Origin of the sequence: Anaerococcus octavius (assembly GCF_900445265.1) — a bacterium.
GTDB classification, from domain to species: domain Bacteria; phylum Bacillota; class Clostridia; order Tissierellales; family Peptoniphilaceae; genus Anaerococcus; species Anaerococcus octavius.
Genome location: NZ_UFTA01000002.1, coordinates 1 through 26,011, shown reverse-complemented (window position 1 = coordinate 26,011; position 26,011 = coordinate 1). Strand labels below are relative to the sequence as shown.

The 26,011-nt window shown below is 35.7% G+C and carries 18 protein-coding genes, 19 tRNA genes, 3 rRNA genes and 1 other annotated feature; of the genes, 1 reads left to right on the top strand and 39 read right to left on the bottom strand.

Features of this window, described 5'->3' with window-relative positions; genetic code table 11:
* Positions 1–90: 90 nt before the first annotated feature.
* The 10 genes from DY249_RS00260 to DY249_RS00210 all read right to left on the bottom strand — a co-directional run bounded on the left by DY249_RS00260 (position 91) and on the right by DY249_RS00210 (position 10,658).
* The gene (locus tag DY249_RS00260; RefSeq protein WP_115594768.1) at positions 91–969 is read right to left on the bottom strand and encodes a MetQ/NlpA family ABC transporter substrate-binding protein; all 879 of its coding nucleotides are present in this window, start codon (positions 967–969) and stop codon (positions 91–93) included.
* A gap of 18 nt (positions 970–987) precedes the next feature.
* Positions 988–1,845 carry a MetQ/NlpA family ABC transporter substrate-binding protein gene (locus DY249_RS00255; RefSeq protein WP_101540364.1) on the bottom strand — a complete coding sequence of 286 codons (858 nt, stop codon included), beginning with the start codon at positions 1,843–1,845 and terminating at the stop codon, positions 988–990.
* Between the two features lie 11 nt (positions 1,846–1,856).
* Positions 1,857–2,522, bottom strand: coding sequence for a methionine ABC transporter permease (locus DY249_RS00250; protein WP_115594767.1), 666 nt, complete (start codon positions 2,520–2,522; stop codon positions 1,857–1,859).
* The gene (locus DY249_RS00245) at positions 2,509–3,537 is read right to left on the bottom strand and encodes a methionine ABC transporter ATP-binding protein (protein ID WP_115594766.1); all 1,029 of its coding nucleotides are present in this window, start codon (positions 3,535–3,537) and stop codon (positions 2,509–2,511) included. Before DY249_RS00245 ends, DY249_RS00250 begins: the two co-directional genes overlap by 14 nt.
* Positions 3,530–4,765 (bottom strand): M20 metallopeptidase family protein, encoded by a 1,236-nt coding sequence (locus DY249_RS00240; protein ID WP_245943470.1) that lies wholly within the window; start codon positions 4,763–4,765, stop codon positions 3,530–3,532. The genes DY249_RS00245 and DY249_RS00240 overlap by 8 nt, the downstream gene beginning before the upstream one ends.
* Positions 4,766–4,796: 31 nt before the next feature.
* Positions 4,797–5,030, bottom strand: a binding site (T-box leader).
* 184 nt (positions 5,031–5,214) lie between these two features.
* Positions 5,215–5,856 (bottom strand): HD domain-containing protein, encoded by a 642-nt coding sequence (locus DY249_RS00230; RefSeq protein ID WP_115594765.1) that lies wholly within the window; start codon positions 5,854–5,856, stop codon positions 5,215–5,217.
* Positions 5,849–6,547, bottom strand: coding sequence for an acyl-[acyl-carrier-protein] thioesterase (locus DY249_RS00225; protein WP_115594764.1), 699 nt, complete (start codon positions 6,545–6,547; stop codon positions 5,849–5,851). Before DY249_RS00225 ends, DY249_RS00230 begins: the two co-directional genes overlap by 8 nt.
* 148 nt (positions 6,548–6,695) lie before the next feature.
* Positions 6,696–8,060: a magnesium transporter gene (gene mgtE / locus DY249_RS00220; protein ID WP_101540370.1), complete on the bottom strand. Its 1,365-nt coding sequence runs from the start codon at positions 8,058–8,060 to the stop codon at positions 6,696–6,698.
* A 16-nt stretch (positions 8,061–8,076) separates the two neighbouring features.
* Complete coding sequence (gene mgtE / locus DY249_RS00215; protein WP_101540371.1) at positions 8,077–9,447, bottom strand: magnesium transporter; 1,371 nt, start codon at positions 9,445–9,447, stop codon at positions 8,077–8,079.
* Between the two features lie 11 nt (positions 9,448–9,458).
* The gene (locus DY249_RS00210; RefSeq protein ID WP_101540372.1) at positions 9,459–10,658 is read right to left on the bottom strand and encodes a S41 family peptidase; all 1,200 of its coding nucleotides are present in this window, start codon (positions 10,656–10,658) and stop codon (positions 9,459–9,461) included.
* A gap of 256 nt (positions 10,659–10,914) precedes the next feature.
* Between DY249_RS00210 and DY249_RS00205 the strand changes: the two genes are divergently transcribed.
* Positions 10,915–11,424 carry a sigma-70 family RNA polymerase sigma factor gene (locus DY249_RS00205; protein WP_101540373.1) on the top strand — a complete coding sequence of 170 codons (510 nt, stop codon included), beginning with the start codon at positions 10,915–10,917 and terminating at the stop codon, positions 11,422–11,424.
* Between the two features lie 62 nt (positions 11,425–11,486).
* Here DY249_RS00205 and DY249_RS00200 read toward each other — a convergent pair whose 3' ends face one another.
* The 29 genes from DY249_RS00200 to DY249_RS00060 all read right to left on the bottom strand — a co-directional run.
* Positions 11,487–11,708, bottom strand: coding sequence for a DUF2922 domain-containing protein (locus DY249_RS00200; protein WP_101540374.1), 222 nt, complete (start codon positions 11,706–11,708; stop codon positions 11,487–11,489).
* Positions 11,709–11,719: 11 nt separating this feature from the next.
* The gene (locus tag DY249_RS00195) at positions 11,720–11,905 is read right to left on the bottom strand and encodes a DUF1659 domain-containing protein (RefSeq protein WP_115594763.1); all 186 of its coding nucleotides are present in this window, start codon (positions 11,903–11,905) and stop codon (positions 11,720–11,722) included.
* A 102-nt stretch (positions 11,906–12,007) separates the two neighbouring features.
* Entirely contained in the window at positions 12,008–13,282 is a 1,275-nt protein-coding gene (locus DY249_RS00190; RefSeq protein ID WP_115594762.1) for a bifunctional folylpolyglutamate synthase/dihydrofolate synthase, read from the bottom strand.
* 471 nt (positions 13,283–13,753) lie between these two features.
* Positions 13,754–13,830, bottom strand: a tRNA-Ile gene (locus DY249_RS00185).
* Between the two features lie 126 nt (positions 13,831–13,956).
* Positions 13,957–14,033 (bottom strand) — tRNA-Ile (locus DY249_RS00180).
* A 55-nt stretch (positions 14,034–14,088) separates the two neighbouring features.
* A tRNA-Trp gene (locus DY249_RS00175) sits at positions 14,089–14,164 on the bottom strand.
* 159 nt (positions 14,165–14,323) lie between these two features.
* Positions 14,324–14,399 (bottom strand) — tRNA-Phe (locus tag DY249_RS00170).
* A 12-nt stretch (positions 14,400–14,411) separates the two neighbouring features.
* Positions 14,412–14,505: transfer RNA gene (locus DY249_RS00165), tRNA-Ser, on the bottom strand.
* Positions 14,506–14,586: 81 nt separating this feature from the next.
* Positions 14,587–14,677, bottom strand: a tRNA-Ser gene (locus tag DY249_RS00160).
* A gap of 141 nt (positions 14,678–14,818) precedes the next feature.
* Positions 14,819–14,894: transfer RNA gene (locus DY249_RS00155), tRNA-Lys, on the bottom strand.
* A gap of 4 nt (positions 14,895–14,898) precedes the next feature.
* Positions 14,899–14,974, bottom strand: a tRNA-Gln gene (locus tag DY249_RS00150).
* 107 nt (positions 14,975–15,081) lie between these two features.
* A tRNA-Arg gene (locus DY249_RS00145) sits at positions 15,082–15,158 on the bottom strand.
* 1 nt (position 15,159) lies between these two features.
* Positions 15,160–15,233 (bottom strand) — tRNA-Gly (locus DY249_RS00140).
* Between the two features lie 54 nt (positions 15,234–15,287).
* Positions 15,288–15,373, bottom strand: a tRNA-Tyr gene (locus DY249_RS00135).
* Positions 15,374–15,420: 47 nt separating this feature from the next.
* A tRNA-Thr gene (locus DY249_RS00130) sits at positions 15,421–15,496 on the bottom strand.
* Between the two features lie 26 nt (positions 15,497–15,522).
* A tRNA-Asp gene (locus tag DY249_RS00125) sits at positions 15,523–15,599 on the bottom strand.
* A 38-nt stretch (positions 15,600–15,637) separates the two neighbouring features.
* Positions 15,638–15,713, bottom strand: a tRNA-Val gene (locus DY249_RS00120).
* A gap of 102 nt (positions 15,714–15,815) precedes the next feature.
* Positions 15,816–15,890: transfer RNA gene (locus DY249_RS00115), tRNA-Glu, on the bottom strand.
* A 67-nt stretch (positions 15,891–15,957) separates the two neighbouring features.
* A tRNA-Met gene (locus DY249_RS00110) sits at positions 15,958–16,034 on the bottom strand.
* A 25-nt stretch (positions 16,035–16,059) separates the two neighbouring features.
* Positions 16,060–16,148, bottom strand: a tRNA-Leu gene (locus DY249_RS00105).
* A 96-nt stretch (positions 16,149–16,244) separates the two neighbouring features.
* Positions 16,245–16,319, bottom strand: a tRNA-Asn gene (locus DY249_RS00100).
* 73 nt (positions 16,320–16,392) lie between these two features.
* Positions 16,393–16,509, bottom strand: a 5S ribosomal RNA gene (rrf, locus tag DY249_RS00095).
* A gap of 35 nt (positions 16,510–16,544) precedes the next feature.
* Positions 16,545–19,713, bottom strand: a 23S ribosomal RNA gene (locus DY249_RS00090).
* A 358-nt stretch (positions 19,714–20,071) separates the two neighbouring features.
* A tRNA-Ala gene (locus DY249_RS00085) sits at positions 20,072–20,147 on the bottom strand.
* A 141-nt stretch (positions 20,148–20,288) separates the two neighbouring features.
* Positions 20,289–21,816, bottom strand: a 16S ribosomal RNA gene (locus DY249_RS00080).
* The 16S, 23S and 5S rRNA genes sit together here with 19 tRNA genes alongside, the layout of an rRNA operon.
* Before the next feature lie 557 nt (positions 21,817–22,373).
* Entirely contained in the window at positions 22,374–22,607 is a 234-nt protein-coding gene (locus DY249_RS00075; protein ID WP_101541046.1) for a DUF951 domain-containing protein, read from the bottom strand.
* Positions 22,594–23,445, bottom strand: coding sequence for a mechanosensitive ion channel family protein (locus DY249_RS00070; RefSeq protein WP_115594761.1), 852 nt, complete (start codon positions 23,443–23,445; stop codon positions 22,594–22,596). The genes DY249_RS00075 and DY249_RS00070 overlap by 14 nt, the downstream gene beginning before the upstream one ends.
* An 89-nt stretch (positions 23,446–23,534) precedes the next feature.
* A complete protein-coding gene (locus DY249_RS00065; RefSeq protein WP_101541044.1) occupies positions 23,535–24,017 on the bottom strand; it encodes a GDSL-type esterase/lipase family protein in 483 nt (160 codons plus the stop codon).
* Positions 24,014–26,011 (bottom strand): alpha-amylase family glycosyl hydrolase (locus tag DY249_RS00060; RefSeq protein WP_101541043.1); only part of this gene is annotated, 1,998 nt, incomplete at its 5' end. The genes DY249_RS00060 and DY249_RS00065, both read right to left, overlap by 4 nt.

The following is a 26,011-nucleotide window of genomic DNA, read 5'->3' as shown; positions in this document are numbered from 1 at the left end:
TTAATATTTTCCAAATAAGAAGTAGCCATAGCTACTTTTATAATTTACACTATGACTACTATACGAGATTTTTATAACATTTAAAGAACTTTACCAAACCGGAATTGATGATCCTTTGGATACTTCATTTATAATTTTTTTGGTGGCATCTTGGTGGTAATAATTATCTATAAGGTCTTTTAATACTTTGCTGTTTTCATTTTCTTTTGTTGTTGCTATTACGTTTACATATATTTGTTTGTTAGGGTCATTGTGATCTTCTAAATATATTGCATATTCTGTCGGAACAAATCCCGCATCTACAGCCATGCCTGAGTTTACACAAGCTATGTCTACATCATCAAGACTTCTTGCAGTTTGAGACGCTGATAATTCTACTATTTCGAAGTTTCTAGGATTTGCAGTTATTTCATCAACTGTTATTGGATCTCCATCCTTACCTTCTACTTCTATAAGTTCTGCTGATTGTAATAAAAATAATGAGCGCGCTCCATTTGTTGGATCATCTGGAATGGCAATTCTTGCTCCATCTTCTAAATCTGCTAGATCATCTATTTTTGAAGAATAAATTCCAAGTGGTGCTATGGATGTATCAGCTATATCTACAATATCTGATCCACTTTCTTCATTAAATTGACTCAAGAATTTCTTGTGTTGGAAGGCATTAATATCTATGTCACCTGAAAGTAGAGCTTCGTTTGGTTCTCTATAGTCACTAAAAGCTACAATTTCTATAGTTTTACCTGTTCCTTGCTTGTATCTTTTTGCAACATCATCCCAATCTTCGTTGTTTTCACCGACCACACCCAATTTTATAACATCTTTATCTACTAGTGGATCTGTACTTGCATGTTCTATTTGGTTTTTATTTTCTGAACTATCATTAGCACTTTTCTCATTATTTGCTCCACATGAGCTAAGTCCCAAAATTAGAGCAAAGACTAAGCTAATTGATTTTAAATTATTCAACTTATTACTCCTTTATTTTTACCAAGATGCTATCCAAGCACCATTTGTGTATTTATCATAATCTTTTTTTGTCTCATCTGTTTGATAATATTTTACAAGTTCTTTGTATGCTTCATTGTCTTTATCTTCAGCTCTTGCAGCAATAACATTTACATAAATCTTAGCATCTGGATCTTCTGGGTCTTCTAGATAAATAGCATCTTCTTTTGGACTTAAACCAGAATCTAGGGCGAAGTTATCATTTATGGCAGCTGCTACCACATCATCTAAGCTTCTTGCCGTTTGAGCCGGATCCATTTCTATAAATTCTAAGTTCTTTGGATTTTCTGTTATATCATCTAGGGTAATTGATTCTCCTGGTTCGCCCTTTACTTTTATAATTCCTGCACTTTGTAAGAGGAATAAGGCTCTTGGACCATTGGATGGGTCATTTGAAATAGCTATTCTATCTCCATCTTTTAAATCATCTAAGCTTTTTATTTGATTTGAATAAAATCCTAATGGAGCAAGCATTGTATCACCAATTGAAACTACTTTTTCCTCGCCTTGTTCATCATTGAATTCATTTAGAAATTTATAATGTTGATAGCTATTTACATCTATGTCTCCACTTATAAGCGCTTCATTTGGTTGAGCATAATCAGAGAATTTAACTAGTTCCGCTTTTTTGCCTGTTCCTTCTTCATATCTTTTGATAACTTCATCCCAAACTTCATTTTTTTCACCTACAACACCAATTTTAATTGTGTCGCTTACTTCTGTTTGAGCTTTATCTTCTGTACCTTTGTTTGTACTTTCATTTGCATCATTTGATCCACATGCGCTTAATCCTAATGCTAGAGCTAATCCTAAAGTTAATTTTCCTAATTTGTTCATTACTTTCCTCCTTAATGACTTGTTTTTCTAATTAGTAAATTTGCAACGGCCTGAATAATAAATACGACTACTAATATCAAAATAACACTTACTACTACAACGTCGTCTTTGTAGCGTTGATAACCTACAGCTATGGCTAAATCACCTATTCCTCCACCACCTATAAGTCCCGCCATAGCAGTTAAACTTAAAAGTGATATGAGAGTAATGGATGAAGCTCTTATTATACTTGGAAGTCCTTCTCTTAAATAAACACTAGTTATAATCTGAAATGGAGAAGCTCCCATAGATTCTGCAGCTTCAATCTTACCTGGATCTACATCTGCTAAAGCCTGCTCAACTTGTCTTGCAAAAAATGGTACACAAGAAAATACTAGGGGTACTATAGCAGCCTTTGGGCCAATTCTGGTATTAACAATATTTTTTGTAATAGGAGCTACAAGAGCCACTAAGATTACAAAAGGAATAGATCTAAAGATATTTGTCAGCTTATCCAGTATGCTATACACAACTTTATTTTCCAAGATCCTATCCCTGTCAGTAACAACCATTATTACCCCAAGGATTAAACCAAATATTCCTGCAAATATTGCTGAGAAAAATAACATATATAAGGTTGTCTTAAAGTCCTGGGCTATCCTATCTCTTATGGAGTAGGAATAATCAAAAAATCCCATCTTTACCTCCTAAAACTTCTACATCAACATTTCTTTCTTCTAAATAATCTCCTATCTTACCTAAATTCTCTCTATCCCCTGAAAGACTTACTATAAGATTTCCTACTGGAATTCCTGTTATAAACTCTATATTTCCTGCAAGTACATTGGTCTTTACTCCAAACTTATCATAAAGGTCATTTATAAGAGGTTCTGTAGTAGATTCTCCTATGTAATTTAGCTTTACAAGTAACTCATTATCCTTAAGAATTCCAATATTTTGCTTAACTTCTTCTATAGTTTCAGCTACATTTGTAGAAGTTTCTACAAATTCTCTAGTTAATGGCTCTTTAGGCTTTGCAAAAATTTCTATAGTTGGTCCTGCTTCTATGATCTTGCCTGCTTGCATTACCGCACACTTATTACATAGGTCTTTTACTACTTCCATTTGATGTGTAATTATTACTATTGTAAGACCAAGCTTCGCATTAAGATCTTTTAAAAGTTTTAATATTTGCTTAGTAGTTTTGGGATCTAGGGCACTTGTTGCTTCATCACAAAGTAAGATTTCTGGATCAGATGCTAAAGCTCTTGCTATAGCACATCTTTGTTGTTGTCCTCCTGATAATTCTCTTGGGTAATTATCAGCCTTATCTCCTATACCAACTACTTTTAAAAGATCCTTAGCTTTTTTAACCTTTTCTTCCTTAGGAATTTTTAATTTTCTTATAGGGTAGATCACATTATCTAGGACTGTAATATTATTTAAGAGATTAAAATGTTGAAAGATCATTCCTATGTTCTTTCTCCTTGCTCTAAGTTCTTTCTTAGGTAAATCTAAAATATTTTCTCCATTTATAAGGACTTCACCAGATGTAGGTCTTTGAAGAAGATTTATAGTTCTGACAAGTGTTGATTTCCCAGCTCCAGAAAATCCTACTATTCCATATATATCATTTTTTTCTACCTTTAGATTTACATTATCTACAGCCTTAAAGCCATCGAAGTCTACTATTATATTTTTTAAATCAATCATCAAAAGCTCCTTTTAGGAAGTCTAGTGCAAATTTTACTTGTAGTCCTACAGCGTATTTGATCCCTTCTGGATTTATATCAAATTCCGATGTATGAGATCCTGCTGAAATTCCATTTTTCTCATCTCTTACTCCAAACTTGGTATAAACTGATGGACAAAGTTTAGAATATCCAAAAAATGATTCTGAGCCATAAGTGGGATTACCATCTAAGAAGGATGTTGGATAAATATCATTAAGAGATGTTATAACTTTTTCCGCAAGATCTGGATCATTGATAGTTGGATAAGCAACTATTCTTGTATAATCAGAAAATTGCACATAGCATTTATGAGCCCTAGCAGTAGTATTTACTACCTCTTTTAAAACTTCGAGAGCATCTTCCCCAGCTTTATCATCAAAAAATCTCAATGTCCCTTTTACATTACATCTATCAGGAATAACATTTGAAGCAGATCCACCATTTATAGAGCCAAGTCCAAAAGTTACTGTCTTACTTACATCAAGTTGGTTAACCCAAGCTGTTGTAAGAGCAGTAACAATATTTGCAGTAGCTGTAAGAGGATTGATGCACTTATCTGGTCTTGAACCGTGACCTCCTTTACCAATAACATCAAATTCTACTCCAGCACATCCTGCATGAGATGGGCCTTTTAAGACTTTTATTTGTCCTACTTCTAAAAATGGTGATTGATGGTTACCATAGCAAGCATCTAAATCTTTATCTTTTAAGTGCTCAACCATTGCATCGATCCCACCGCCAGTTTCTTCACCTTCTTCAAAGATAAAGTAAATTTTTCCACTTAGTTCATCTTTAAAATCAGTTAGAATCTTTGCTGTTGTTAAAAGTGTAGCCATATGTGAATCATGTCCACAAGCATGACTTACTCCCTTATTTTTTGAAACTACAGTCTTTTTATTTTTTAAATTGTTCTCACTTTCTAGTATAGGAAGTGCATCTATATCAGTTCTAATTCCTAAAGTATTACCAGTTTTTCCTGTATCAAGCAAGGCTGTAAATCCAGTAGTATTTTTTGCATCTTCTACTAAAAGACCGAGCCTTTCACATTCTTTTTTTAGATATTCTGCTGTCTTATATTCTTTATCACTTACTTCTGGATTCTCGTGTAAATAAGTTCTCCAAGCAACCGTCCTGTCAAAATATTCATCGATTTTTGCTTTTATTACTTCATTGTTAGTCATTGCCAGTCCTTTCATAAAGTTAGTCATAAAAAAACGCCCTTAAATTCTATTTCTAGAATCTAAGGACGATATTATTCGCGTTACCACCTTAATTTATGTATGCTCACGCATACATACTCTCATCAAGTACCATCATACTCTACTCCTATAACGGGAAGACCCGTGTGAATCTAACTATCGACTCACCCCAAGAAAAGGCCATCTTCATTTAGATTTTTACTCACCCATCTCACCAATACTGGGTTCTCTGTAGAATGTCCATCTAAACTACTCTTCTTTTCATATGGTTTTGTAAAACTATTTGATAAGTAAATATTACCATGTCCATTAAAGCTTGTCAAATATTTTTTTAAATTTATAGAAAAAAATGAATTATATACAATATAAAGACAAAAAAAGTTGGAGGCTAGCTTGCCTCCAACGGGTGGTAAAATAAATTCACTTATAATATACACTCTGAGTATCTTATTGCAAGTTTACTTGCCACTTTCCCTAAAAAGATTATAAGGAAATTTGTACCATCTTGAATTTGGTAAATATTTTTTTACTGGTTTTTCTAATTTTCTTGTAAAATAATCTTCCAATTCATAAAGCTTTTCTTTTCTTTCGTCAAAATATGGATTATATCCATGATTTTTTAAGACACCTGCCGCACGTTTTTCTATGCCCAAGTATTCCGTTTTTATAATCCCATCCAAATACTGGATCAATAAATCATAGTCATTATATTCATTATATTTTAAAAAGTCAGCCACAAATGCTTTCCTATCATCAGATATATTCCAAGCTCCTACATAGGCATCTACACTTTTTATTTGAAAACTATGGCTTAGGGCAATACGTGCTGGAAAGAAATATGAATCAGCTCTTAATATTTTATAACTCTCATAAAAATGTTCAGCATTCTTTGCACCAGTTGATTTTCCAATATCATGCAAGGCTCCACAAGCAAAGGCAATATCTGGATCCAGTCCAAGATCTTTTGCCATTCTTTGAGCAGTTTTTCCTATAGTCCACAAGTGCAAAACCCATTTTCCTGGATTGTTTTTATATCCTTCTTCTAAATATGAAATTATTTTATCTTTATTTGGTATGTTTCCAAAATTTTCCTTATACATTTTTTATAATCTTTCCATAGGTATAAATTGTTTTATCATCTGTTGATCTTAGCCTATAGTCTATTTCTCTATTAAGCTTTTTATACTCACCTATAAGAACTTTCTTGTTTCTAATTTCATTTTTATAGACTATATTAAAAAATTTAATATCTTTTATATCGAACTTACATAAATCATTAATGTAGTCAAAATATACAGCGTTATTTACATGAAAATTGCTATCAATATCTGTATACCTTACAATGATTTCTTTAGATTCATCAAAATCTTTTATGTAAGTTATGGATGGTTTTTCATAAATTTTTTCATCTCTTTTATAGGTTTCTATAAGCTCTGGCATCATTTTTACAGGGCGCATCCTATCTATATCTATTAGCAAAAATACACCATATGCTTTTACAATTATTTCTCCATCTCTTTTTATACTAAAATTTCTGTGAGCATAAAATTTATTCATACCAACAACATGGGTGCTCACTTCTATCCGATCATTTTCCCTTATAGCATTTATAATTTCCACATCCCATGAATATACTATCCATCTATACTTTGCCATATCCATGTCTTTTTCAAGTATATAGGAATGGTTGAGTGATATATCTGCCATAATGCTAATCAAATTTCTAATAGATAAATTTTTATATCTATCACATAGCATATATGGAACTTTGATTTTTTTACTATATGACATACAATCCTTCTTTCTATAATGATTATATTTTAAAGCTATTTTTTTGCAAAATATTAAAAAAATAACACTTATTTTACTAATGCTTATTATATTATTCTTATAGGAACAAAAAAAGAACCACTAAAAAGTGGTTTATTTTTTATCTTATTTAAAGTCCTGGTATCATTAGTCTTGCTACGTTGAAGTAAACTATTAATGATAATGAGTCTACTATTGTTGATATTAATGGACTTGCCATTATGGCTGGATCCGCTCCAAATTTTTCTGCGACTATTGGTAAAAGCGAGCCTACTGTTTTAGCTATTACTACTATACCAACTATAGTTAATCCCACTATAAATGAAACTTGCATGCCTACTTTATCGAAGAAATAACATTTTAAAAATGCAACTATTCCTAAGGCTAAGCCACATATTAATCCTACTGTAATCTCTTTTAATACTACCTTAGCCCAATCACTTGTTTCTATATCATGTGTTGCCATGGCACGGATAACAAGGGTTGAAGCTTGGCTACCAGCATTACCACCTGAGTCCGTTAACATTGGTATAAACATATTTAGAGCAATGACTGCTTGGACTACATATTCATAGCCTCTTAAAATGGTTGATGTAAATGTAGCTGAAATCATCAAAAACATTAACCATGGTATTCTATTTTTTGCAAGATCCCAAGGCCTTGTTTTTGAATAGGCTTCCTCATCTGGTGTTGTACCTGCTAAAAGTTGGAAGTCTTCTGTTGCCTCTTGTTCGATAATCCACATAATATCATCTACTGTAATTAGTCCTACTAGTCGATCTGTTTTATCTACTACTGGCAAGGCTGTAAAACCGTATTTTTGGAAGGTAAGGGCAACATCTTCTTGGTCATCTGTTGTGTGTACATATATTACATCTTGGTACATTAAATCATCTATTAATGTATCTGGCTTATTAGTTACAATTGACCTAAGAGAAACATAACCTAGGATCTCCTTGGTAGGGCTTGTAACATAACAAGTATAAAGAGTAACCATATCGTGACCTACTTTTTTTATGTGAGCTAGAGCTTCTTTAACTGTCATGTATGGCTTTAGCTCTACAAATTCTGTTGTCATAAGCCTTCCGGCAGAATATTCAGGGAAGCTTAGATATTCGTTTACTAAAGCTCTTGTTTGTTTATCTGATGACTTTAATATTCTTTGAACCATAGCTGCTGGCATCTCTTCCAAAGTATCTATCATATCATCAAAGTTAAGGTCTCTTAGAAGTTCTTTAAATTCTCGTTCTTGTAAACCTGCTTGGAGCTTTTCTTTTTCTTCGCTTTCAAGTTCAGCAAAAACTTCTACTGCATCATCTTTTTTTAATAATCTAAAGACAACTAGAGCTTCTTCTGCTGATAATTCTTCTATAAATTCTACTATATCAACAGGGTTAGTACGTCTTAAAAGTTCTGATAGTTCATTTGGTCTTTTTTTATCTAAAAGATATTTAAGCTCTACTAGCCTATCTTCACTAGATTTGTAAGTATACATATTTTTGCCTCCCTTCTTATATACCAAGCCCTGGTAAAATAGCTTGGGCAATATTAAAGTAAACTATTAATCCAAGTGAGTCTACAATAGTTGTAATAAGTGGACTTGCCATAATTGCTGGATCTGCCCCAAATTTTTCTGCAACTATAGGTAATAAAGAACCTATAGCCTTGGCTATAACTACTATAGCTAGGATTGTAAGTGATACAACTAACGCCACATTTATGGCTACCTTATCAAAGAAATAGCATTTTAAAAATGCCACAATAGCTAAAGCAGCACCACAAATAAGTCCTACTGTGACTTCTTTTAAAACAACTTTTACCCAATCACTTGGTTGTATATCATGAGTTGCCATAGCACGAATAACAAGGGTAGATGCTTGGCTACCAGCATTACCACCTGAACCAGTTAGCATTGGTATAAACATATTTAGGGCAATTACTGTTTGTATAACATCCTCATATCTTTTTAGTATTGTCGATGTAAAAGCTCCTGAAATCATCAGAAACATCAGCCATGGTATCCTGTTTTTTGCAAGCGACCAAGCAGACATTCTTGAATAATCTTCTTCTTCTGGAGTAGTACCAGCCATACGTTGGAAGTCTTCTGTTGCCTCTTGTTCAATAATCCAAATAATATCATCAACAGTAATTATTCCTACCAATCGATTTGTATTATCTACAACAGGTAAGGCTGTAAAACCATATTTTTGAAAGGTGTGGGCTACATCTTCTTGGTCATCTGTAGTATAAACATATATTACATCTTCATATAAAAGCTCAGATAATTTTGTATCTGGCTCTCGTGTTACTACCATCCTTAATGATACATATCCCAAAAGCTTGTGGGTAGGGTCTGTTACATAACAAGTATAGACTGTTACCTTATCCTTACCAACATCTTCAAGCAAGGCTAAGGTTTCTTCTACTGTCATATCTGCTGAAACTTCTACAAACTCTGTTGTCATTAAAGAACCAGCAGAGTCTTCTGGAAATTGCAAATATTCATTTACAAGATCTCTTGTTTGACTATCAGAAGATTTTAAGATTTGTTGGACCATTGTTGCAGGCATCTCTTCTAAAGTATCGATCATATCATCGAAGTTTAGATCTTCTAATAGGTCTCTAAATTCATCGTCATTTAGGACTTCTTGAAGTTTTTCCTTATCAGTTTGGTTAAGCTGAGCAAAAACTTCTGCTGCATCTTCTTTTTTTAAAAGTCTAAATAAAACAAGGGCTTCTTCTGCTGATAAATCCTCAAAGCATTCAACAATATCTATGGGATTTGTTCTGCTTAGCAGGTCGGATAGTTCGCTTATTTTCTTGTTTTCTAATAGGTAATTTAGTTCATCCACCCTATCTGCATTTGATTTATTTTGGTCCATAAATCACCTCCTTATTTTATTTCTTTTAATAGCTCATTTAGACCGGTTACAAATTGTTTATCATTTTTATAGTCCTTCTTGCTTAGGTCAAGGTCTTCATCACTTTCTACTTTTATATCAGGTGTAACGCCCACCTTATTTATTTGTGTACCATTTGGTGTGAAATATTCGCTAATAGTAATTTTTGCACCAGCTCCATCTTCTAAGTTAAATACTTTTTGAACAACGCCCTTACCAAAAGATTGGGTGCCAATAACTTTTGCTCGTCCACGATCTTTCATAGCTCCAGCTAAAATTTCACTAGCAGATGCTGAATTTTCGTTTTGTAAAACAACCATAGGTATATCACTAGCATTTGCATCAGATTTTTCTGTTGCAACATTGCCTTTTTTATCTTTTGTAGTTACTATTACACCTTCATCTAAGAAGTTATCAGCTATATTTATAACTACATCTAAGGCTCCACCTGGATTATTTCTAACATCTAAAATAAGACCATCTATATCTTGAGCCATAAGTTTACTGTAGCTATCTGAAAAGTCTTTCCATGTTATATCATCAAAGGCTTTAATGTGGATATATCCTATTTTTTTGCCGCGTACTTCTAAGATATCATCATCTATTGTATCTACATTTACATCAGCACGTGTTACTTTCACATCAAATTCTTTGCTATTTGTTGTTCCTTCTTCTGTTCTTAATATAGTAAGAGTTACATCACTACCAGGCTCTCCTTTGATTTCTGCAACTGCTTCTTCAAGTTGATTAGGTCCAAAGGCTTTGCCATTTACTTTTGTAATATAGTCTCCAGATTCTATACCAGCTTCTTTTGCAGGAGAATCGTCAAAAACTGATACTGCTTTAATATATCCTTCTTTACTGGCTTGAACAGATAGTCCAATACCTGAATAGCGTCCATTTAAAGACTCCATAAGTTTTTTAAATTCATCTGGTGTGTAATAAGCAGTATATGGGTCACCTAGATTTGCAAACATTCCTTTTAGTGAACCCTCATAAATTTGCTCATCATCATAATCAAAAAGAAAATTCTGATCTAAAAGACTTTTTAGTCCCTCCATTTGTGCAATATGTTCAGCATCACGAGTACTTGAACTTTTAGAAACGCTAGAATTTTGTCCTAGAGTAAAACCAGTAAATCCTACACCTGCTACTAAAATAAGAGCAAGTATAAATTTGCCAAATTTTTTCATAAACCCTCCTTGGTTTTTTATAGAAATCATTACTTAAAAAAGACAATAATAATAAAATTATACTATTTTTCACCTGCAACTAAAAGCTTTTTGCCATTTACTTTTTACCCTTATTGCAAGCTTATTCAAAATCTAATTATACATATTTTTCCTACCTATTCATCCCTTTAGCCAATTAAACTTTTTTTAAAGAATGTTTTATCATAACAATGTCGACAAAATAAAATAATAAGCGCGCGCTTTGAAAGGATTTATTGTGAAGATAAATATAGAAAATTCAAAGCAAATAATGGATGCTTATATGCCACTAATAATAGCCAATGCTAGAAATTTTTCTGCCTTTGAGTACGAAGAAGCAGTTGATCAGTCAAAAATGATTTTATTAGATGCAATTTTGGAATATGAAAAAGAAAAAGGAAGTTTTGGCAATTTTTTAAAGCAAAAACTATACTTTTATTTTTTAGATGAATGCAAAAAAGGAAATATAAAATCACTAGATGAACTTGATAATGATGGGATTTCACTCATAAACTCAATAAGAGATGATTATGATTTGGAAAAAGATTTGGAAAATAAGCAAAAGTACAAAAACTTATACAAGGCTATAAATACGCTACCAGCTGATTTAAAGTCAATAATTGTAGGCAAATATTTTTTAGATATGACAAATGATGATCTTGCTAAAAAAATGAATTTAACTTATAAAACTATTGCTAATAAGTCTAGTATAGCTCTTAAACTTTTAAGAAAGACTTTAGAAATTTGAATCTAAATTATAAAAAAATAACCCCAAAATCCAACAAATAGATTTTGGGGTTTACATTTATCCTAGACTATTTCTAGTACTCTTTTTGTTATAGTCTCAAGCTCTGCCTTATCTTTTAATGTAACAGTACCGAACTTTGTAGTAAGTACATTTGAAGCAAGCATCCTATCCATAGCTGATCTTAACTCATCTGGTGTATAGTCAGTTTTTGGATAGTCCACTGAGATTGATTTTTGATTTTGAGATGCATCCTTAAAGTATAATTTTAATTTTCTATTATCCATCTATATTCTCCTTAAAGCTGTTCTAATTTAACAAGATAGATTTCAACATCGCTTGCTTCTATTAATGAAGTATAAGCAAGTGCAAAATCTTTTAATTGTTCTTCTGCAGCTGCTGCATTGATATTTGAAAAAGTTTTAGTAACATTTTTATTAGATCCATCAGCAGATCTTACCTTAAATTTGATTTGTAATTTCATATATCCTCCATATATTTTTTCTTTGTGTAGTGGCGCCCTACACTTATATATAGAAAAAATCGGTCTTCTTTCCCGAAGAAATTTCAAATAAAGATATTTATGCTAATTATTAAAGCTATTTTCATAGTTTATAAGCTCAGAAATTAAATAAAGTGACCCACACCATAATATCAAATCACCTTTCCTACTCATTTCTTTAGAATACTCATAAGCTTTTATACTATCCTCTATAGCTACAACATCTTCTCTCTTAGCCTCTACAATTTTACTAAGACTATCAAAATCAAAGGCTCTAGGATTATTAATATTTGTAACTATTAAGTAATCAGCTATTTTGCTTAGCTGTTTTATAATGTAGTTATAGTCTTTATCTTTTAAAACTGAAAATCCAACAATCAACCTATCGTAAGAAAAATATTTGAGAGTTTCTATAAGTGCATCTATTGATTCTTCATTATGGCTACCATCAACTAGCACCCTTGGACTTTTACATATATAAGTAATCCTACCAGGGTTATCTGCTTTTGATAATGATTGCTTAATATCATTTTCATCTAAGCACAATTCGTCTTTAAAATAGTCTATAACCATCAAAGCTAGACAAGCATTATATATTTGATGAATACCTAGTAACTGTAAATTCACATCTTTATAATTTCTAAAATCAAATACATTGGCGTTTTCATCTGCTTTCTTTATATTGATTTCATTTTTAGTAAAGCTATATAACTTACTATTAGTTTCTAAAGTCTTTTTTAAAAATACATTCATTACCTCATCTTTTTGCGGATATATGAAGACTGGCACATTTTCTTTTATAATGCCTGCTTTTTGATAAGCTATCTGTCTTATATCATTTCCTAATATATTTGTATGATCCATAGAAATAGTTGTGATAACTGAAGCTATAGGTTTCTTTATAATATTTGTGCAATCTAATAGTCCACCCAAACCAGTTTCAACAATAGCAACATCTACACTTTGCTCATAAAAGTATATATACATAATTGCAGTAATAATTTCAAAATAACTTAAATAGTAACCTTCTTTATCTAATGTTTTTATGGGTTGCTCTAGCCTTTGAACCAAATTTGATAACTGCTCATCACTTATCTCTTTTCCATCTATTGAAATATTTTCATTTATTCTTGCTATATATGGGGAAGTAAAACTTCCAGTTTTATAATTTCTTGAAAATACGCTAGCTAAAAACCTAGTTGTTGATCCTTTGCCATTAGTCCCAGCTATATGAATAATTCTTATCTTATCTTGTGGATTATCAAAAAAATCCAATAATTTTTCAATCTTTTCAAGAGTATGATCTCCCTTAGAGACCGGTCTATTATTTATAAAATTAACCGCATCAAAATATTTCATTTATCTCCTATTACTCCTTATAAATTTATTAAATAATTTATTTTTATAATACTATATTAAATATTATCTGCCTTTTTCATAAATCTACATTAGATATCTTATATTAATTTATTAAGAATAAAAATATGATAATAGGAATAAAAAACAAAATCAGCTCTGAAACTTAAATACTATAAGATAATAAAAGTACCAATAAGCCATTTACTCCGAAAATACACAGCCTACTAAAATGAAAAATCTAGTCAACAACTGAAGTTTTCTTAGAATTACAACAAGTTTATATAATAAAAACTTGATGATTATAAATAACTTTAAATCCTATAAATTAATTTTTAGTGTAACTTCAAATACTTTAAGCTTTTAAGATAATCAAATCGAATTCAAATAAGTAATATAAAATATTCATAAGTCATTCTGATACAAAGAAATAAATATGGACAAAAGAAAAACACCCTAAAAAGGATGTTAGTATGGTGGGCCTCCAGGGACTCGAACCCTGGACCTACCGGTTATGAGCCGGGCGCTCTAACCGACTGAGCTAGAGGCCCCCAATATAATATATAATTATAATATAAGTATTTCATCGCTTGCTTGCATAATTAAAATGCAGCTTTCAAACGAAACGACGTTTTATCGCCTATAAATTTCTTTTACAAAATATAGATAGAACATTATGGTGGACCTGAGTAGACTCGAACTACCGACCTCACGCTTATCAGGCGTGCGCTCTAACCACCTGAGCTACAGGTCCATAAAATCATCATATAATAATATCAAATTATTTTTTACTATCCTAAAATTTATATTGGCAGGGGAGACAGGACTTGAACCCGCGACATCCGGTTTTGGAGACCGACGTTCTACCAACTGAACTACTCCCCTATATTTTTTAAAAAAATAAGACCCCATAGAGGGTCCTCAGTCCATTAGGACCTTCGGTTATTTCGTGCTGATACACGAGTCCTCCTTAAGCCGGACAGGCTAATTTCGCTTACGGTTACTATTTAATGGAATGAACTCCATGAACCGCACTGATTTTATTGGTGCCCAGAGGCGGAATCGAACCACCGACACGAGGATTTTCAGTCCTCTGCTCTACCGACTGAGCTATCTGGGCAAACTATTAATTTGGCGGAGAAGGAGGGATTTGAACCCTCGCATCCCTTTTGAAAGGATCTACTCCCTTAGCAGGGGAGCCTCTTCAGCCACTTGAGTACTTCTCCATTTTGAGTTTTCGCTCAGCGACCAATTATTGGTCACATAATTAAAGAATAGATTATTCTTTAATAGCCGCTTTTGCTATTTGGCGGAGAGGAAGGGATTCGAACCCTTGTGAGCCGAAAGACTCTAACGGTTTTCAAGACCGCCCCGTTATGACCGCTTCGGTACCTCTCCATATGTACTTATATGTATAAGATTTAAATATTATATTGTAAGTAATCAAATGGCTAAGAATCTAAAAGCCAATTCAATTGACTTTCGCCTATTAATTTGTATTAGATTAGCCTATCTCAAAAGAAATAGGCTTTTCTAATTTGGTGACCCATCGGAGATTCGAACTCCGGACACCCTGATTAAAAGTCAGGTGCTCTACCGGCTGAGCTAATGGATCATATTGGCTGGGATAGCAGGACTCGAACCTACGCATACCAGAGTCAAAGTCTGGTGCCTTACCGACTTGGCTATATCCCAATAGTAATTGTTTTGTGCAGTAACAAGATATATTATACCACACTTTTATAAAATAACCAAATTTTTTTGTAAGGTTTTTTAATAAATCTTTTAATAAGATTCATTTGTGGCGCGCCCTCCAGGATTCGAACCTGGGGCACACGGATTAGAAGTCCGTTGCTCTATCCAGCTGAGCTAAGGGCGCATGGAGCGGGTGAAGGGAATCGAACCCTCGCAACCAGCTTGGAAGGCTGGGGCTCTACCACTGAGCTACACCCGCATTATGCGGATCATAATGGTAAAATTTATCTAGTATGTAATCCCAAAATTTAAATGGTGGGGATGAGCGGATTCGAACCACTGAAAGCAAAGCTAACGGATTTACAGTCCGTCCCATTTGGCCAACTCTGGAACATCCCCATATTTTTTTATTTAAAAGCTATTATTACTTATATAATAAGCTTAATTGGAGCTGATGATAGGACTTGAACCTACAACCTATTGATTACAAATCAATTGCTCTGCCAATTGAGCTACATCAGCATATTGGATCACTATCGCAATCCAAATGGCGACTTGGATGGGATTCGAACCCACGACCTCCGCCGTGACAGGGCGGCATTCTAACCAGCTGAACTACCAAGCCATAAAAATAATTTCATTTATATAATAGCAAGCTTTAAATGGTGGAAGTAACAGGGCTCGAACCTGTGACCCCCTGCTTGTAAGGCAGATGCTCTCCCAACTGAGCTATACTTCCATATAGACAATACTCACAGAACTTTTTGTAGTCCTCGGACTTCGTCCTGCGGTATTTCGTGCTGTTGCACGACTCCTCCATGAATCGGAGGGACTTGCTTTGTGGTGACCCTACCGGGATTCGAACCCGGGATACCACCGTGAAAGGGTGGTGTCTTAACCGCTTGACCATAGGGCCTTATTGAAACGACTTAACAAGTATATCATAAATCAAACTTTAATGCAAGCCTTTTTTAAAAAAATATTGGTTGCGGGAGCAGGATTTGAACCTACGACCTTCGGGTTATGAGCCCGACGAGCTACCAAACTGCTCCATCCCGCGATATACAGTTTATAACCGAATAAGTTGGTGCCGAGGACCGGAATCGAACCGGTACGATGTTTGACCATCGCAGGATTTTAAGTCCTGTGCGTCTGCCAGTTCCGCCACCCCGGCATAAATATTATATATCTACCTGGCATATTAGTGCTTAAATTTTATTATAGAATAATTACATTAATTGTAAAATATCCAGCTATTTAAGTTCTAATTTGGCGCTCAGGGTGGGACTCGAACCCACAACCTACCGGTTAACAGCCGGGTGCTCCACCATTGAGCTACCTAAGCATATTAATACTTCTTAACTTACTTAAAATACATTTAATAGCTTGCTAGCCAATGTGGCTAGCAGTTATTAGATGTTTGGCGATTTCTTACTCTACCGGGAGGTCACCCTCCGAGTACCATCAGCGTAATGAGGCTTAACTTCTGTGTTCGGTATGGGAACAGGTGTATCACTCATGCCATTATCACCATATTCTATTTTGAACCTATAAATAGCAGACAATATTTCCAGTCAAGATTTAAAGTTTAGTATCCATTAGCTTAATGCATTACTGCACTTACACCTTGGACCTATCTAACGTATTTTCTTTACGTACTTTTAGAAATCTTATCTTGAGGGTTGTTTCGTACTTAGATGCTTTCAGTACTTATCAATTCCATACTTAGCTACCCAGCTATGCTCCTGGCGGAACAACTGGTACACCAGTGGTATGTCCATCCCGGTCCTCTCGTACTAAGGACAGGTCCTCGCAAATTTCTTACGCCCACGCTGGATAGGGACCGAACTGTCTCACGACGTTCTGAACCCAGCTCGCGTGCCTCTTTAATGGGCGAACAGCCCAACCCTTGGGACCTACTTCAGCCCCAGGATGAGACGAGCCGACATCGAGGTGCCAAACCTCCCCGTCGATGTGGACTCTTGGGGGAGATAAGCCTGTTATCCCCGGGGTAGCTTTTATCCGTTGAGCGATGGCCCTTCCATGCGGTGCCACCGGATCACTAAGTCCGTATTTCTACTCTGCTTGAGCTGTTTCTCTCGCAGTTAAGCTCGCTTATGCCTTTGTACTCTGCGAATGGTTTCCGTCCATTCTGAGCGAACCTTTGAACGCCTCCGTTACTTTTTGGGAGGCGACCGCCCCAGTCAAACTGCCCAACTGACAATGTCCTTTGCCCTGATTAAGGGTCAATGTTAGAATTTTGATATTAGAGGGTTGGTATCCCAAGCTTGGCTCCTCGCACACTGGCGTGCACGGATCAATGCCTCCCAACTATCCTGTACATCTAATCTCAAAATCCAATATCAGCCTACAGTAAAGCTCCACGGGGTCTTTCCGTCCTAGCGTGGGTAAGTCGCATCTTCACGACTACTACAATTTCACCGGATCCTTTGTTGAGACAGTGCCCAAATCGTTACACCTTTCGTGCGGGTCGGAACTTACCCGACAAGGAATTTCGCTACCTTAGGACCGTTATAGTTACGGCCGCCGTTTACTGGGGCTTAAGTTCTAGCCTTCGCGTTTGCTAAGCCTTCCCCTTAACCTTCCAGCACCGGGCAGGTGTCAGCTCCTATACTTCATCTTACGATTTTGCAGAAACTTGTGTTTTTGGTAAACAGTCGCTTGGGCCTGGTTTCTGTGGCCAGATCGCTCTGGCTCCCCTTCTCCCGAAGTTACGGGGACATTTTGCCGAGTTCCTTAACAAAGGTTCTTCCGCGCGTCTTGGTATTCTCTACCTCCCTACCTGTGTCGGTTTTGGTACGGGCGCTTTGGTCATTGATAGTGACTTTTCTTGGCAATTTGAAATCGGCTACTTCTCTACTCATGTTTTCGATACCTATCACACATCAGCTTTATGATTAGCGGATTTGCCTACTAATCGGCCTTTGTGCTTAGACTGCCTTCCATCGGGCAGCTTAGCTTATCCTCTTGCGTCATCACTTCTCTATAGCGACTTTAAGCGGTACAGGAATATAGACCTGTTATCCATCGGCTACGTCTTTTGGCCTCGCCTTAGGTCCCGACTTTCCCTGAGGGGACGAGCCTTGCTCAGGAGTCCTTAGGGTTTCGACGGGAGTGATTCTCACACTCCTTCTCGCTACTCATGCCAGCATTCTCTCTTGTATTAAGTCCACGCCTGCTTTCGCTTGGGCTTCTTCCCTAATACAATGCTCCTCTACCACTGATAGAGTATTTAAAATTGCTGGTAAATACTTTGACGTTTTCTTGACCTAACTCAAATCTTTGATTTGTTAGTAGGTCAAATGTCGCACTGTTTCAAATCTTAGATTTGTCAAAGTGCCGACTATATTTTAAACCAGTTACATATATTAATATATGCGATTGTTTTCGGTGATAATCGTAGTTATTTACAACTTACCTTTATCTTAGTGTTTGATATTTGCGTAAATTTTGAATAACTCGTTTTATCTTGATTGTATTGTAATATTTCCGTCTAAGTTTTACCTTTTCTTCTCTTTATGTTTGTTCTAGAGTTGATTGAGCAATTTTAAATTCTCTATCAATCCGAAGCTTCGGTACTGAATTTTAGCCCCGTTTATTTTCGGCGCAAACCCACTTGACCAGTGAGCTATTACGCATTCTTTAAATGTATGGCTGCTTCTAAGCCAACGTCCTGGTTGTCTTAGTAGGTTCACATCCTTTTCCACTTAATTCAGATTTTGGGACCTTAGCTGTCGGTCTGGGCTGTTTCCCTTTCGACTTAGGAGCTTATCCCTCTAAGTCTGACTCCATGACTTGATTTTTTGGCATTCGGAGTTTGATAGGCTTTGGTACGGTTAGCCGCCCTAGGCCAGTCAGTGCTCTACCTCCTTAAATCTTTGGTCATAGGCTAGCCCTAAAGCTATTTCGAGGAGAACCAGCTATCTCCGGGTTCGTTTGGTTTTTCGCCCCTATCCACAGTTCATCCGATGCGTTTTAAACCGCACCCGGTTCGAGCCTCCAGTGAATTTTACTTCACCTTCACTCTGACCATGGATAGATCACCCGGTTTCGGGTCTATCATATCTAACTTTCGCCCTATTAAGACTCGCTTTCGCTAAGGCTTCATCTCTTAAAGATTTAACCTTGCTATATATGATAACTCGCTGGCCCATTCTACAAAAGGTACGACATCAGGCTCTTGCCCTCTGTCTGCTTGTAGGCTCAAGGTTTCAGGTTCTTTTTCACTCCCCTTTCGGGGTTCTTTTCACCTTTCCCTCACGGTACTTGTTCGCTATCGGTCACATGTTAGTATTTAGCCTTAGGGGATGGTCCCCCTATCTTCACAGCAAATTTCTCGTGTTCACTGCTACTTGCCCCCACAATATATTTTCTTTTGTTTACAAGACTGTCACTTTCTTTGGTTCATCTTCCCAAATGATTTAACTAAAAAATATATTTCTTACTGGGTTGGGCTGTTTTCTGTTCGCTCGCCGCTACTTGGAAAATCGAGTTTTCTTTCTTTTCCTCCTGCTACTTAGATGTTTCAGTTCGCAGGGTCTTACTTCATAAAGCTATGTATTTACTTTATGATGACTGTGTCTTCCACAGCCGGGTTTCCCCATTCGGAGACCTAGGGGTCATTGCTTTTTGTGAGCTTGCCCTAGTTTTCGTTCACTTACGTCCTTCTTAGTCTTCATGTGCCAAGGCATCCACCTTGTGCCCTTTTCTTCTTGACTGGAAATATTGTTTGCTATTTAATTTTCAGCTTATACTGAGTGAGTTCGAAATCTTTGATTTCGAATTATTTTGAATTCTGTCATTTTTAATGGCAGAGACAAAATAACGCTAGTACTTGTTTGTACTATTTTGCTTCAGTTTAAGTGGTTCATTTTTTTTCTAATATACGGATTAATCATCCATACTATTAGCGTCGTAGATTTCGTAAGTTTATTTGTAAAGCTTAGAAACTACTATATTAATGACCATATCTTTCAGCCAAACTCGTCGGCTTGCTGACAAAGTTGTAAACAACTTTAAAGCGCCGCGACGTCTGACCTTCATTCCATTTGATTTGCAAATGGTGATAGGTCATTATGGTGGAGATAAAGAGATTCGAACTCTTGACCCCCTGCGTGCAAGGCAGGTGCTCTCCCAACTGAGCTATATCCCCATATTTACTATTTATATTATTTTATATTATATAGTGGATTATTGAAATTTAATTTATATCAATGATTATGTCTGTATTTCTAACAAGAACTTTTAAATGTTCTTCGTTGAGGAAACGACGTGTCGTTTCCTCAATCCTTAGAAAGGAGGTGATCCAGCCGCACCTTCCGATACGGCTACCTTGTTACGACTTCACCCCAGTTACTGACCCTACCTTCGACTGCTGCGTCCTTAATGGTTCGCTCACAGGCTTCGGGTATTGCCAACTTCCATGGTGTGACGGGCGGTGTGTACAAGACCCGGGAACGCATTCACCGTGGCATTCTGATCCACGATTACTAGCAACTCCAACTTCATGCACTCGAGTTGCAGAGTGCAATCCGAACTGGGACAGGCTTTTTGAGTTTTGCTTAACATCGCTGTCTTGCTGCCCTCTGTACCTGCCATTGTAGCACGTGTGTAGCCCAAGTCATAAAGGGCATGATGATTTGACGTCATCCCCACCTTCCTCCGGTTTGTCACCGGCAGTATTGCTAGAGTCCCCAACTTAATGATGGTAACTAGCCATAGGGGTTGCGCTCGTTATGGGACTTAACCCAACATCTCACGACACGAGCTGACGACAACCATGCACCACCTGTATTTCAGTTATCCGAAGATATAGGCACTTATCTCTAAGTGTTTCCAAAATATGTCAAGACTTGGTAAGGTTCTTCGCGTTGCTTCGAATTAAACCACATGCTCCGCTGCTTGTGCGGGTCCCCGTCAATTCCTTTGAGTTTCACACTTGCGTGCGTACTCCCCAGGCGGAGTGTTTAATGCGTTAGCTGCGGCACCCAGATTTACTCCAGACACCTAACACTCATCGTTTACGGCGTGGACTACCAGGGTATCTAATCCTGTTTGCTACCCACGCTTTCGTACCTCAGCGTCAGTTAATGGCCAGAAAGTCGCCTTCGCCACCGGTATTCCTCCTAATATCTGCGCATTCCACCGCTACACTAGGAATTCCACTTTCCCTTCCATTACTCAAGGTCTCCAGTTTTAGAAGCTTACTATAGTTGAGCTATAGCCTTTGACTTCTAACTTAATGACCCGCCTACGTACCCTTTACGCCCAATGATTCCGGACAACGCTCGGTCCTTACGTATTACCGCGGCTGCTGGCACGTAATTAGCCGGACCTTATTCGTATAGTACTGTCATTTTCTTCCTATACAAAAGATTTTTACAACCCGAAGGCCTTCTAAATCACGCGGCGTCGCTGCATCAGGGTTTCCCCCATTGTGCAAAATTCCCCACTGCTGCCTCCCGTAGGAGTCTGGGCCGTGTCTCAGTCCCAATGTGGCCGTACACTCTCTCAAGCCGGCTACTGATCGTTGCCTTGGTGGGCTTTTTTCTCACCAACTAGCTAATCAGACGCAAGTCCATCTTACACCGCTAACACTTTGACTATCGCTTCATGCGAAGTGATAGTTTCATAGGGTATTATTCGTCGTTTCCAACGGCTATCCCCTTGTGTAAGGCAGGTTACTCACGCGTTACTCACCCGTCCGCCACTAATCCACTTAAGTTCATTCCGAAGAAATCATTTAAGTTTCATCGTTCGACTTGCATGTGTTATGCACGCCGCCAGCGTTAATCCTGAGCCAGGATCAAACTCTCATGAAAAATATTTTTCTACATTTTACTAATGTAGTTTATCTTTTGTTCATAAAAGCTTTTTGATTCAAGCTCTTTTCATTTACACTGATCTTAATAATCAATGCGTGATTTATTTCTCGGCCGTTCCGTCCTGCGACCACTCCGTGGAGGGTCCTCTTCTGGCCGGACTGGCCTATTAATCATCCTTAAAGAAATCAACTTGGTTAAAGTTGTCAATAACTTATTAGTTATTTATTGATAGGTTGATTATGTTTTTTGTTTACATAATCATTGATATTAAATTTCATTTTAGATGTTTGCTTTAAACATCTGGTTCATTGTGTCGTTTGTTTGTAACGACTTTTATAGTCTACCACTTAATTTTCGCTTTGTCAAATCTTTTTATAAGTTTTTTACAAAAAGTTTACTCGGCATTTACAAATTAACTGTATCGACTTTATATAGTCTATCACCTTTTTGATTGCTTGTCAAGAGTTTTTTTATTTTATTTTAATTTTTCTTGACCACTCTTGGTGCTGACTTTTTCTATTATACATAAGATAAAAATATTGTCAATACTTTTTTTAATTTTTTTCTTCTTCTGGATCATAGTTTACTATTGAAACCATTTTTCCATCTTTGTTTTGTATTTTTCTTATCTTTTTATCAAAGTCTATGCGTTTTAGCCAGATTGACTTGCCACAACCTAAACACTTTATTTTCATATCTGCACCCATACGTTCTATTTCCCATTTATTTTCTCCACATGGATGTCCCTTTTTAAGGCTTATTATGTCTGATTTTTTATATTTCTTCATTTACTTCCTTTCCATTGCTTAGTGATACCACTTGTATACTTGGGCTTAGACCTCTTTTGTATATTTCATCTATTATCAGTTTTCTTTCTCTTCTAGCTAGAGCCCATTGGTGACCTGGTACTGCAACAGCTGTAGTTCTTGCTAGATAGGATGTTTCTTTTATTTCCATTATTCCAAACAAACTTACATCTTCTATAATATATTTGCTTAAGTCTTTTTCTTCTTTTAGTCTTTTTGATACTGAGTCTACTATATCAAGTACTTCTTCAAATTTTACTTCATAGGATAAATATATATCACAATCAAATTTGATAGGACCACTATTTAAATTTTGTACTGTGCTTATTTGAGAGTTTGGAATGGTATGTAGGGATCCATCATAATCTCTGATTTTTGTATGACGCATACCTAGTGTTTCTACTGTACCCTCAACACCACCTGCTATTATCCAATCCCCTACTCTAAAGGTATCATCTACTATGATTATTATTCCAGTAACTATATCCTTTACCAAAGTTTGAGCACCAAAGGCAATGGCAACACCACCTATCCCTGCAGTAGCTATGATTGACCTTGTATTTATTCCTATCATATCTAGGATAATCATTACTATAATAAATCCTACTATAAAGCGAATAACTGTATATAAATTTTTGCTTAAGGTTTCTATTCTTACTTTTCTATATCCGTCTTCATCCATCTTATCAGAAAATGCTTTGCTTATAAAATGGGACATAGCTTCTAGTAATATTTTGCTAAGAACCAAAATTATTAATATTATTATAATATCTTTCAATATATTGGTCTTTGTTAACTGGTTTACATTAATATCCGGCATTATTCCTCCTTTTTTTGTTTATACCATATATTTTATAATGGATTTTATTTTTTTCCATCAAAAAACACAAGAATTATAGTTCTTGTGTTTTAAATAGCTTGTAATATTTCATCAGCTAACTTTTTATGAAAATCCTGCCTCATGTGAAGACCGTCTATATATGACGGTTCAATTTTTCTTGCATCCACTATTGACACATCTAAGCTTTTTATTAAATATCCCAGTTCATTAATTGTTCTATTGTTTATTTCATACCTTGGGTAAGCCGATTCCAATTCCATCAACGGAGGAATTATAACTATATTTTTTTCCCCTAAAGACTTACTTAAAATTTCTTTTATATTAGCAAAAATATTTTCTGGACTTATATTATCAAAAGTATCATTGCTTCCACCAAATATTATTTGCACATCACAAACTTCTGGGACAAATCTTTCTAACATACCACTAGTTCTATCACCATTTATACCTAAATTTATTACTTGATGACCTGCATCTTTTAAATATTCTGTATACCCCTTATCTACTAAGTATCCTTCAGTAAAGGAGTCTCCCAAGCAAATTATTTTCATAAATTATCACACTTTTCTAAAGCTAGGGCAGTTCTTGCTGGAATATAGATTTTTATACCATCATAGTCAGTGCCAGCTAATCTTTCTGTATTGTAAATATATTCGTGAGAAATACGTCCCTTGCCACCAAATTTTACTTCATCTGTATCCATAACCACCTTAAATTTACCCATGTCATGGATAGGTACTGCAAATGAATCATAAGAATTTGTAGGATGGAAATTGTAAATATAAACTATATCTTTGTTTCTATAGGCAATTACTTTCCTATCATTATCTATCCAAAGTCTAAAAATCATATTGCCCAATTGCTTATATTTTTCTATAAAACCAAGCATTTCCTTATCGAAATTTGCTAAATATTCATATTTAAGATTGTTGTTATCCAAAAGTGACCATTGACGTTTGGCATAATCAAATGAATATCCATTGCCTTCACGAGGAAAATCTATCCATTCTGGATGACCAAATTCATTGCCCATAAAGTTCAAATATCCATCAGAACCCATAGTAATTGTAATCCATCGTATCATTTTATGAAGGGCAATTGCTCTTTCTACAATATAATTGTCATCATCTTTATTCATATGCCAGTACATTTCTTGGTCAGCCAAGGTGAAAATAATAGTTTTTGAACCTACTAAAGCCTGATCGTGGCTTTCTACATAGGCAATACGTCTTTCTTCTGGGCGGTGGGTGGATAATTCATACCACATATTTGATAAATCCCAGTCTTCGTCACGTTTTTTTAAAGTACGTTCCCAAAAATCTGGCATACCCATAGCTAAACGATAGTCAAAACCAATGCCACCTTTGGAAATTGGAAGGCACATACCAGGCATTGCTGACATATCTTCTGCAATGGTAATTACATCCTCTTTTACCTCACGAGCGAGCTCGTTAGCCATTTGCAAATAATTTATAGCTTCTATATCAGTATTCATAGAAAAATATTTATCGTAATGATCAAAACTTATTCCTCGACCGTGATTTTTGTAAATCATTGATGTAACCCCATCAAATCTAAAGCCATCAAAGTGAAATTCTTCTAGCCAATATTTTACATTTGAAAGTAAAAAGTGAGCAACTCCAGGTTTTGCATAGTCAAATAACTTGCTATCCCAATCTGGATGATTGCCATTTTCTCCTTGATGGAAAAATTGGTAATCCGTGCCATCAAATTCATTGATGCCCTCAATAGTATTTTTTACAGCATGGGAATGAACTAAGTCCATAATTACATTTAACCCCATCTCGTGAGCAGTATTTACCAATGATTTTAAATCGTTGATTTCTCCATACCAAGAACTAGGTGCATAAAAGTTGCTTACTTGGTAGCCAAAAGACCCATAGTATGGGTGCTCGGCTATGGCCATTAATTGAACAGTATTATATCCCGCTTTTTTTATCCTTGGCAAAATATTTTTTTCAAATTCTCTATAAGTAGAAACCTTGCCCTCTTCTCCTGCCATGCCTATGTGAGCTTCATATACTAATAAATCGTCATTTTTAATTTTAAAGTCAGCATCACTCCATTTAAATTTAGAGCGAGGATTGTACATAACAGCTGCAAAGTCTCCATTTTCATCTCTTTCCACCCTTTTAGCAAAAAGAGGTATTCTATCAGAAATCTTGCCATTGGCATCTACTAAAACTTTTAAGCGAGACCCGTGCGGAATGGTTTTAATACCTTTTATAGATATTTCCCAGTCTTCATCATTTATTTTTTTCATAGGGTGGGCATGCCTATCCCAATCGTTAAAGTCACCGATTAGGTAAAGACCATCTGCAGTTGGTGCCCACTCTCTGTAAATCCAGCCCGTTTTAGTTTTATGAAAGCCATAGTAATGGTGGGCATTGGCAAAGTCAGAGAGAGTTTGACCCTCTCCTATGAGTCTATTTTTCGCTTTTTCATACTCGCTCATTCTTAGATTTATATCATCTTCATAGTCTTTTATCCAAGGGTCAATGTTTAATATCTCCCACTTTGCCAT

What these genes read in the sequence shown, in the direction of transcription:
- DY249_RS00190 (WP_115594762.1), bottom strand. Translation starts at nt 13,282, where the DNA reads ATGAAATATTTTGATGCGGTTAATTTTATAAATAATAGACCGGTCTCT.
- DY249_RS00240 (WP_245943470.1), bottom strand. Translation starts at nt 4,765, where the DNA reads ATGACTAACTTTATGAAAGGACTGGCAATGACTAACAATGAAGTAATA.
- DY249_RS00230 (WP_115594765.1), bottom strand. Translation starts at nt 5,856, where the DNA reads ATGTATAAGGAAAATTTTGGAAACATACCAAATAAAGATAAAATAATT.
- mgtE (WP_101540371.1), bottom strand. Translation starts at nt 9,447, where the DNA reads ATGGACCAAAATAAATCAAATGCAGATAGGGTGGATGAACTAAATTAC.
- DY249_RS00075 (WP_101541046.1), bottom strand. Translation starts at nt 22,607, where the DNA reads ATGAAGAAATATAAAAAATCAGACATAATAAGCCTTAAAAAGGGACAT.
- DY249_RS00065 (WP_101541044.1), bottom strand. Translation starts at nt 24,017, where the DNA reads ATGAAAATAATTTGCTTGGGAGACTCCTTTACTGAAGGATACTTAGTA.
- DY249_RS00200 (WP_101540374.1), bottom strand. Translation starts at nt 11,708, where the DNA reads ATGGATAATAGAAAATTAAAATTATACTTTAAGGATGCATCTCAAAAT.
- DY249_RS00250 (WP_115594767.1), bottom strand. Translation starts at nt 2,522, where the DNA reads ATGGGATTTTTTGATTATTCCTACTCCATAAGAGATAGGATAGCCCAG.
- DY249_RS00245 (WP_115594766.1), bottom strand. Translation starts at nt 3,537, where the DNA reads ATGATTGATTTAAAAAATATAATAGTAGACTTCGATGGCTTTAAGGCT.
- DY249_RS00255 (WP_101540364.1), bottom strand. Translation starts at nt 1,845, where the DNA reads ATGAACAAATTAGGAAAATTAACTTTAGGATTAGCTCTAGCATTAGGA.
- mgtE (WP_101540370.1), bottom strand. Translation starts at nt 8,060, where the DNA reads ATGTATACTTACAAATCTAGTGAAGATAGGCTAGTAGAGCTTAAATAT.
- DY249_RS00195 (WP_115594763.1), bottom strand. Translation starts at nt 11,905, where the DNA reads ATGAAATTACAAATCAAATTTAAGGTAAGATCTGCTGATGGATCTAAT.
- DY249_RS00070 (WP_115594761.1), bottom strand. Translation starts at nt 23,445, where the DNA reads ATGCCGGATATTAATGTAAACCAGTTAACAAAGACCAATATATTGAAA.
- DY249_RS00225 (WP_115594764.1), bottom strand. Translation starts at nt 6,547, where the DNA reads ATGTCATATAGTAAAAAAATCAAAGTTCCATATATGCTATGTGATAGA.
- DY249_RS00210 (WP_101540372.1), bottom strand. Translation starts at nt 10,658, where the DNA reads ATGAAAAAATTTGGCAAATTTATACTTGCTCTTATTTTAGTAGCAGGT.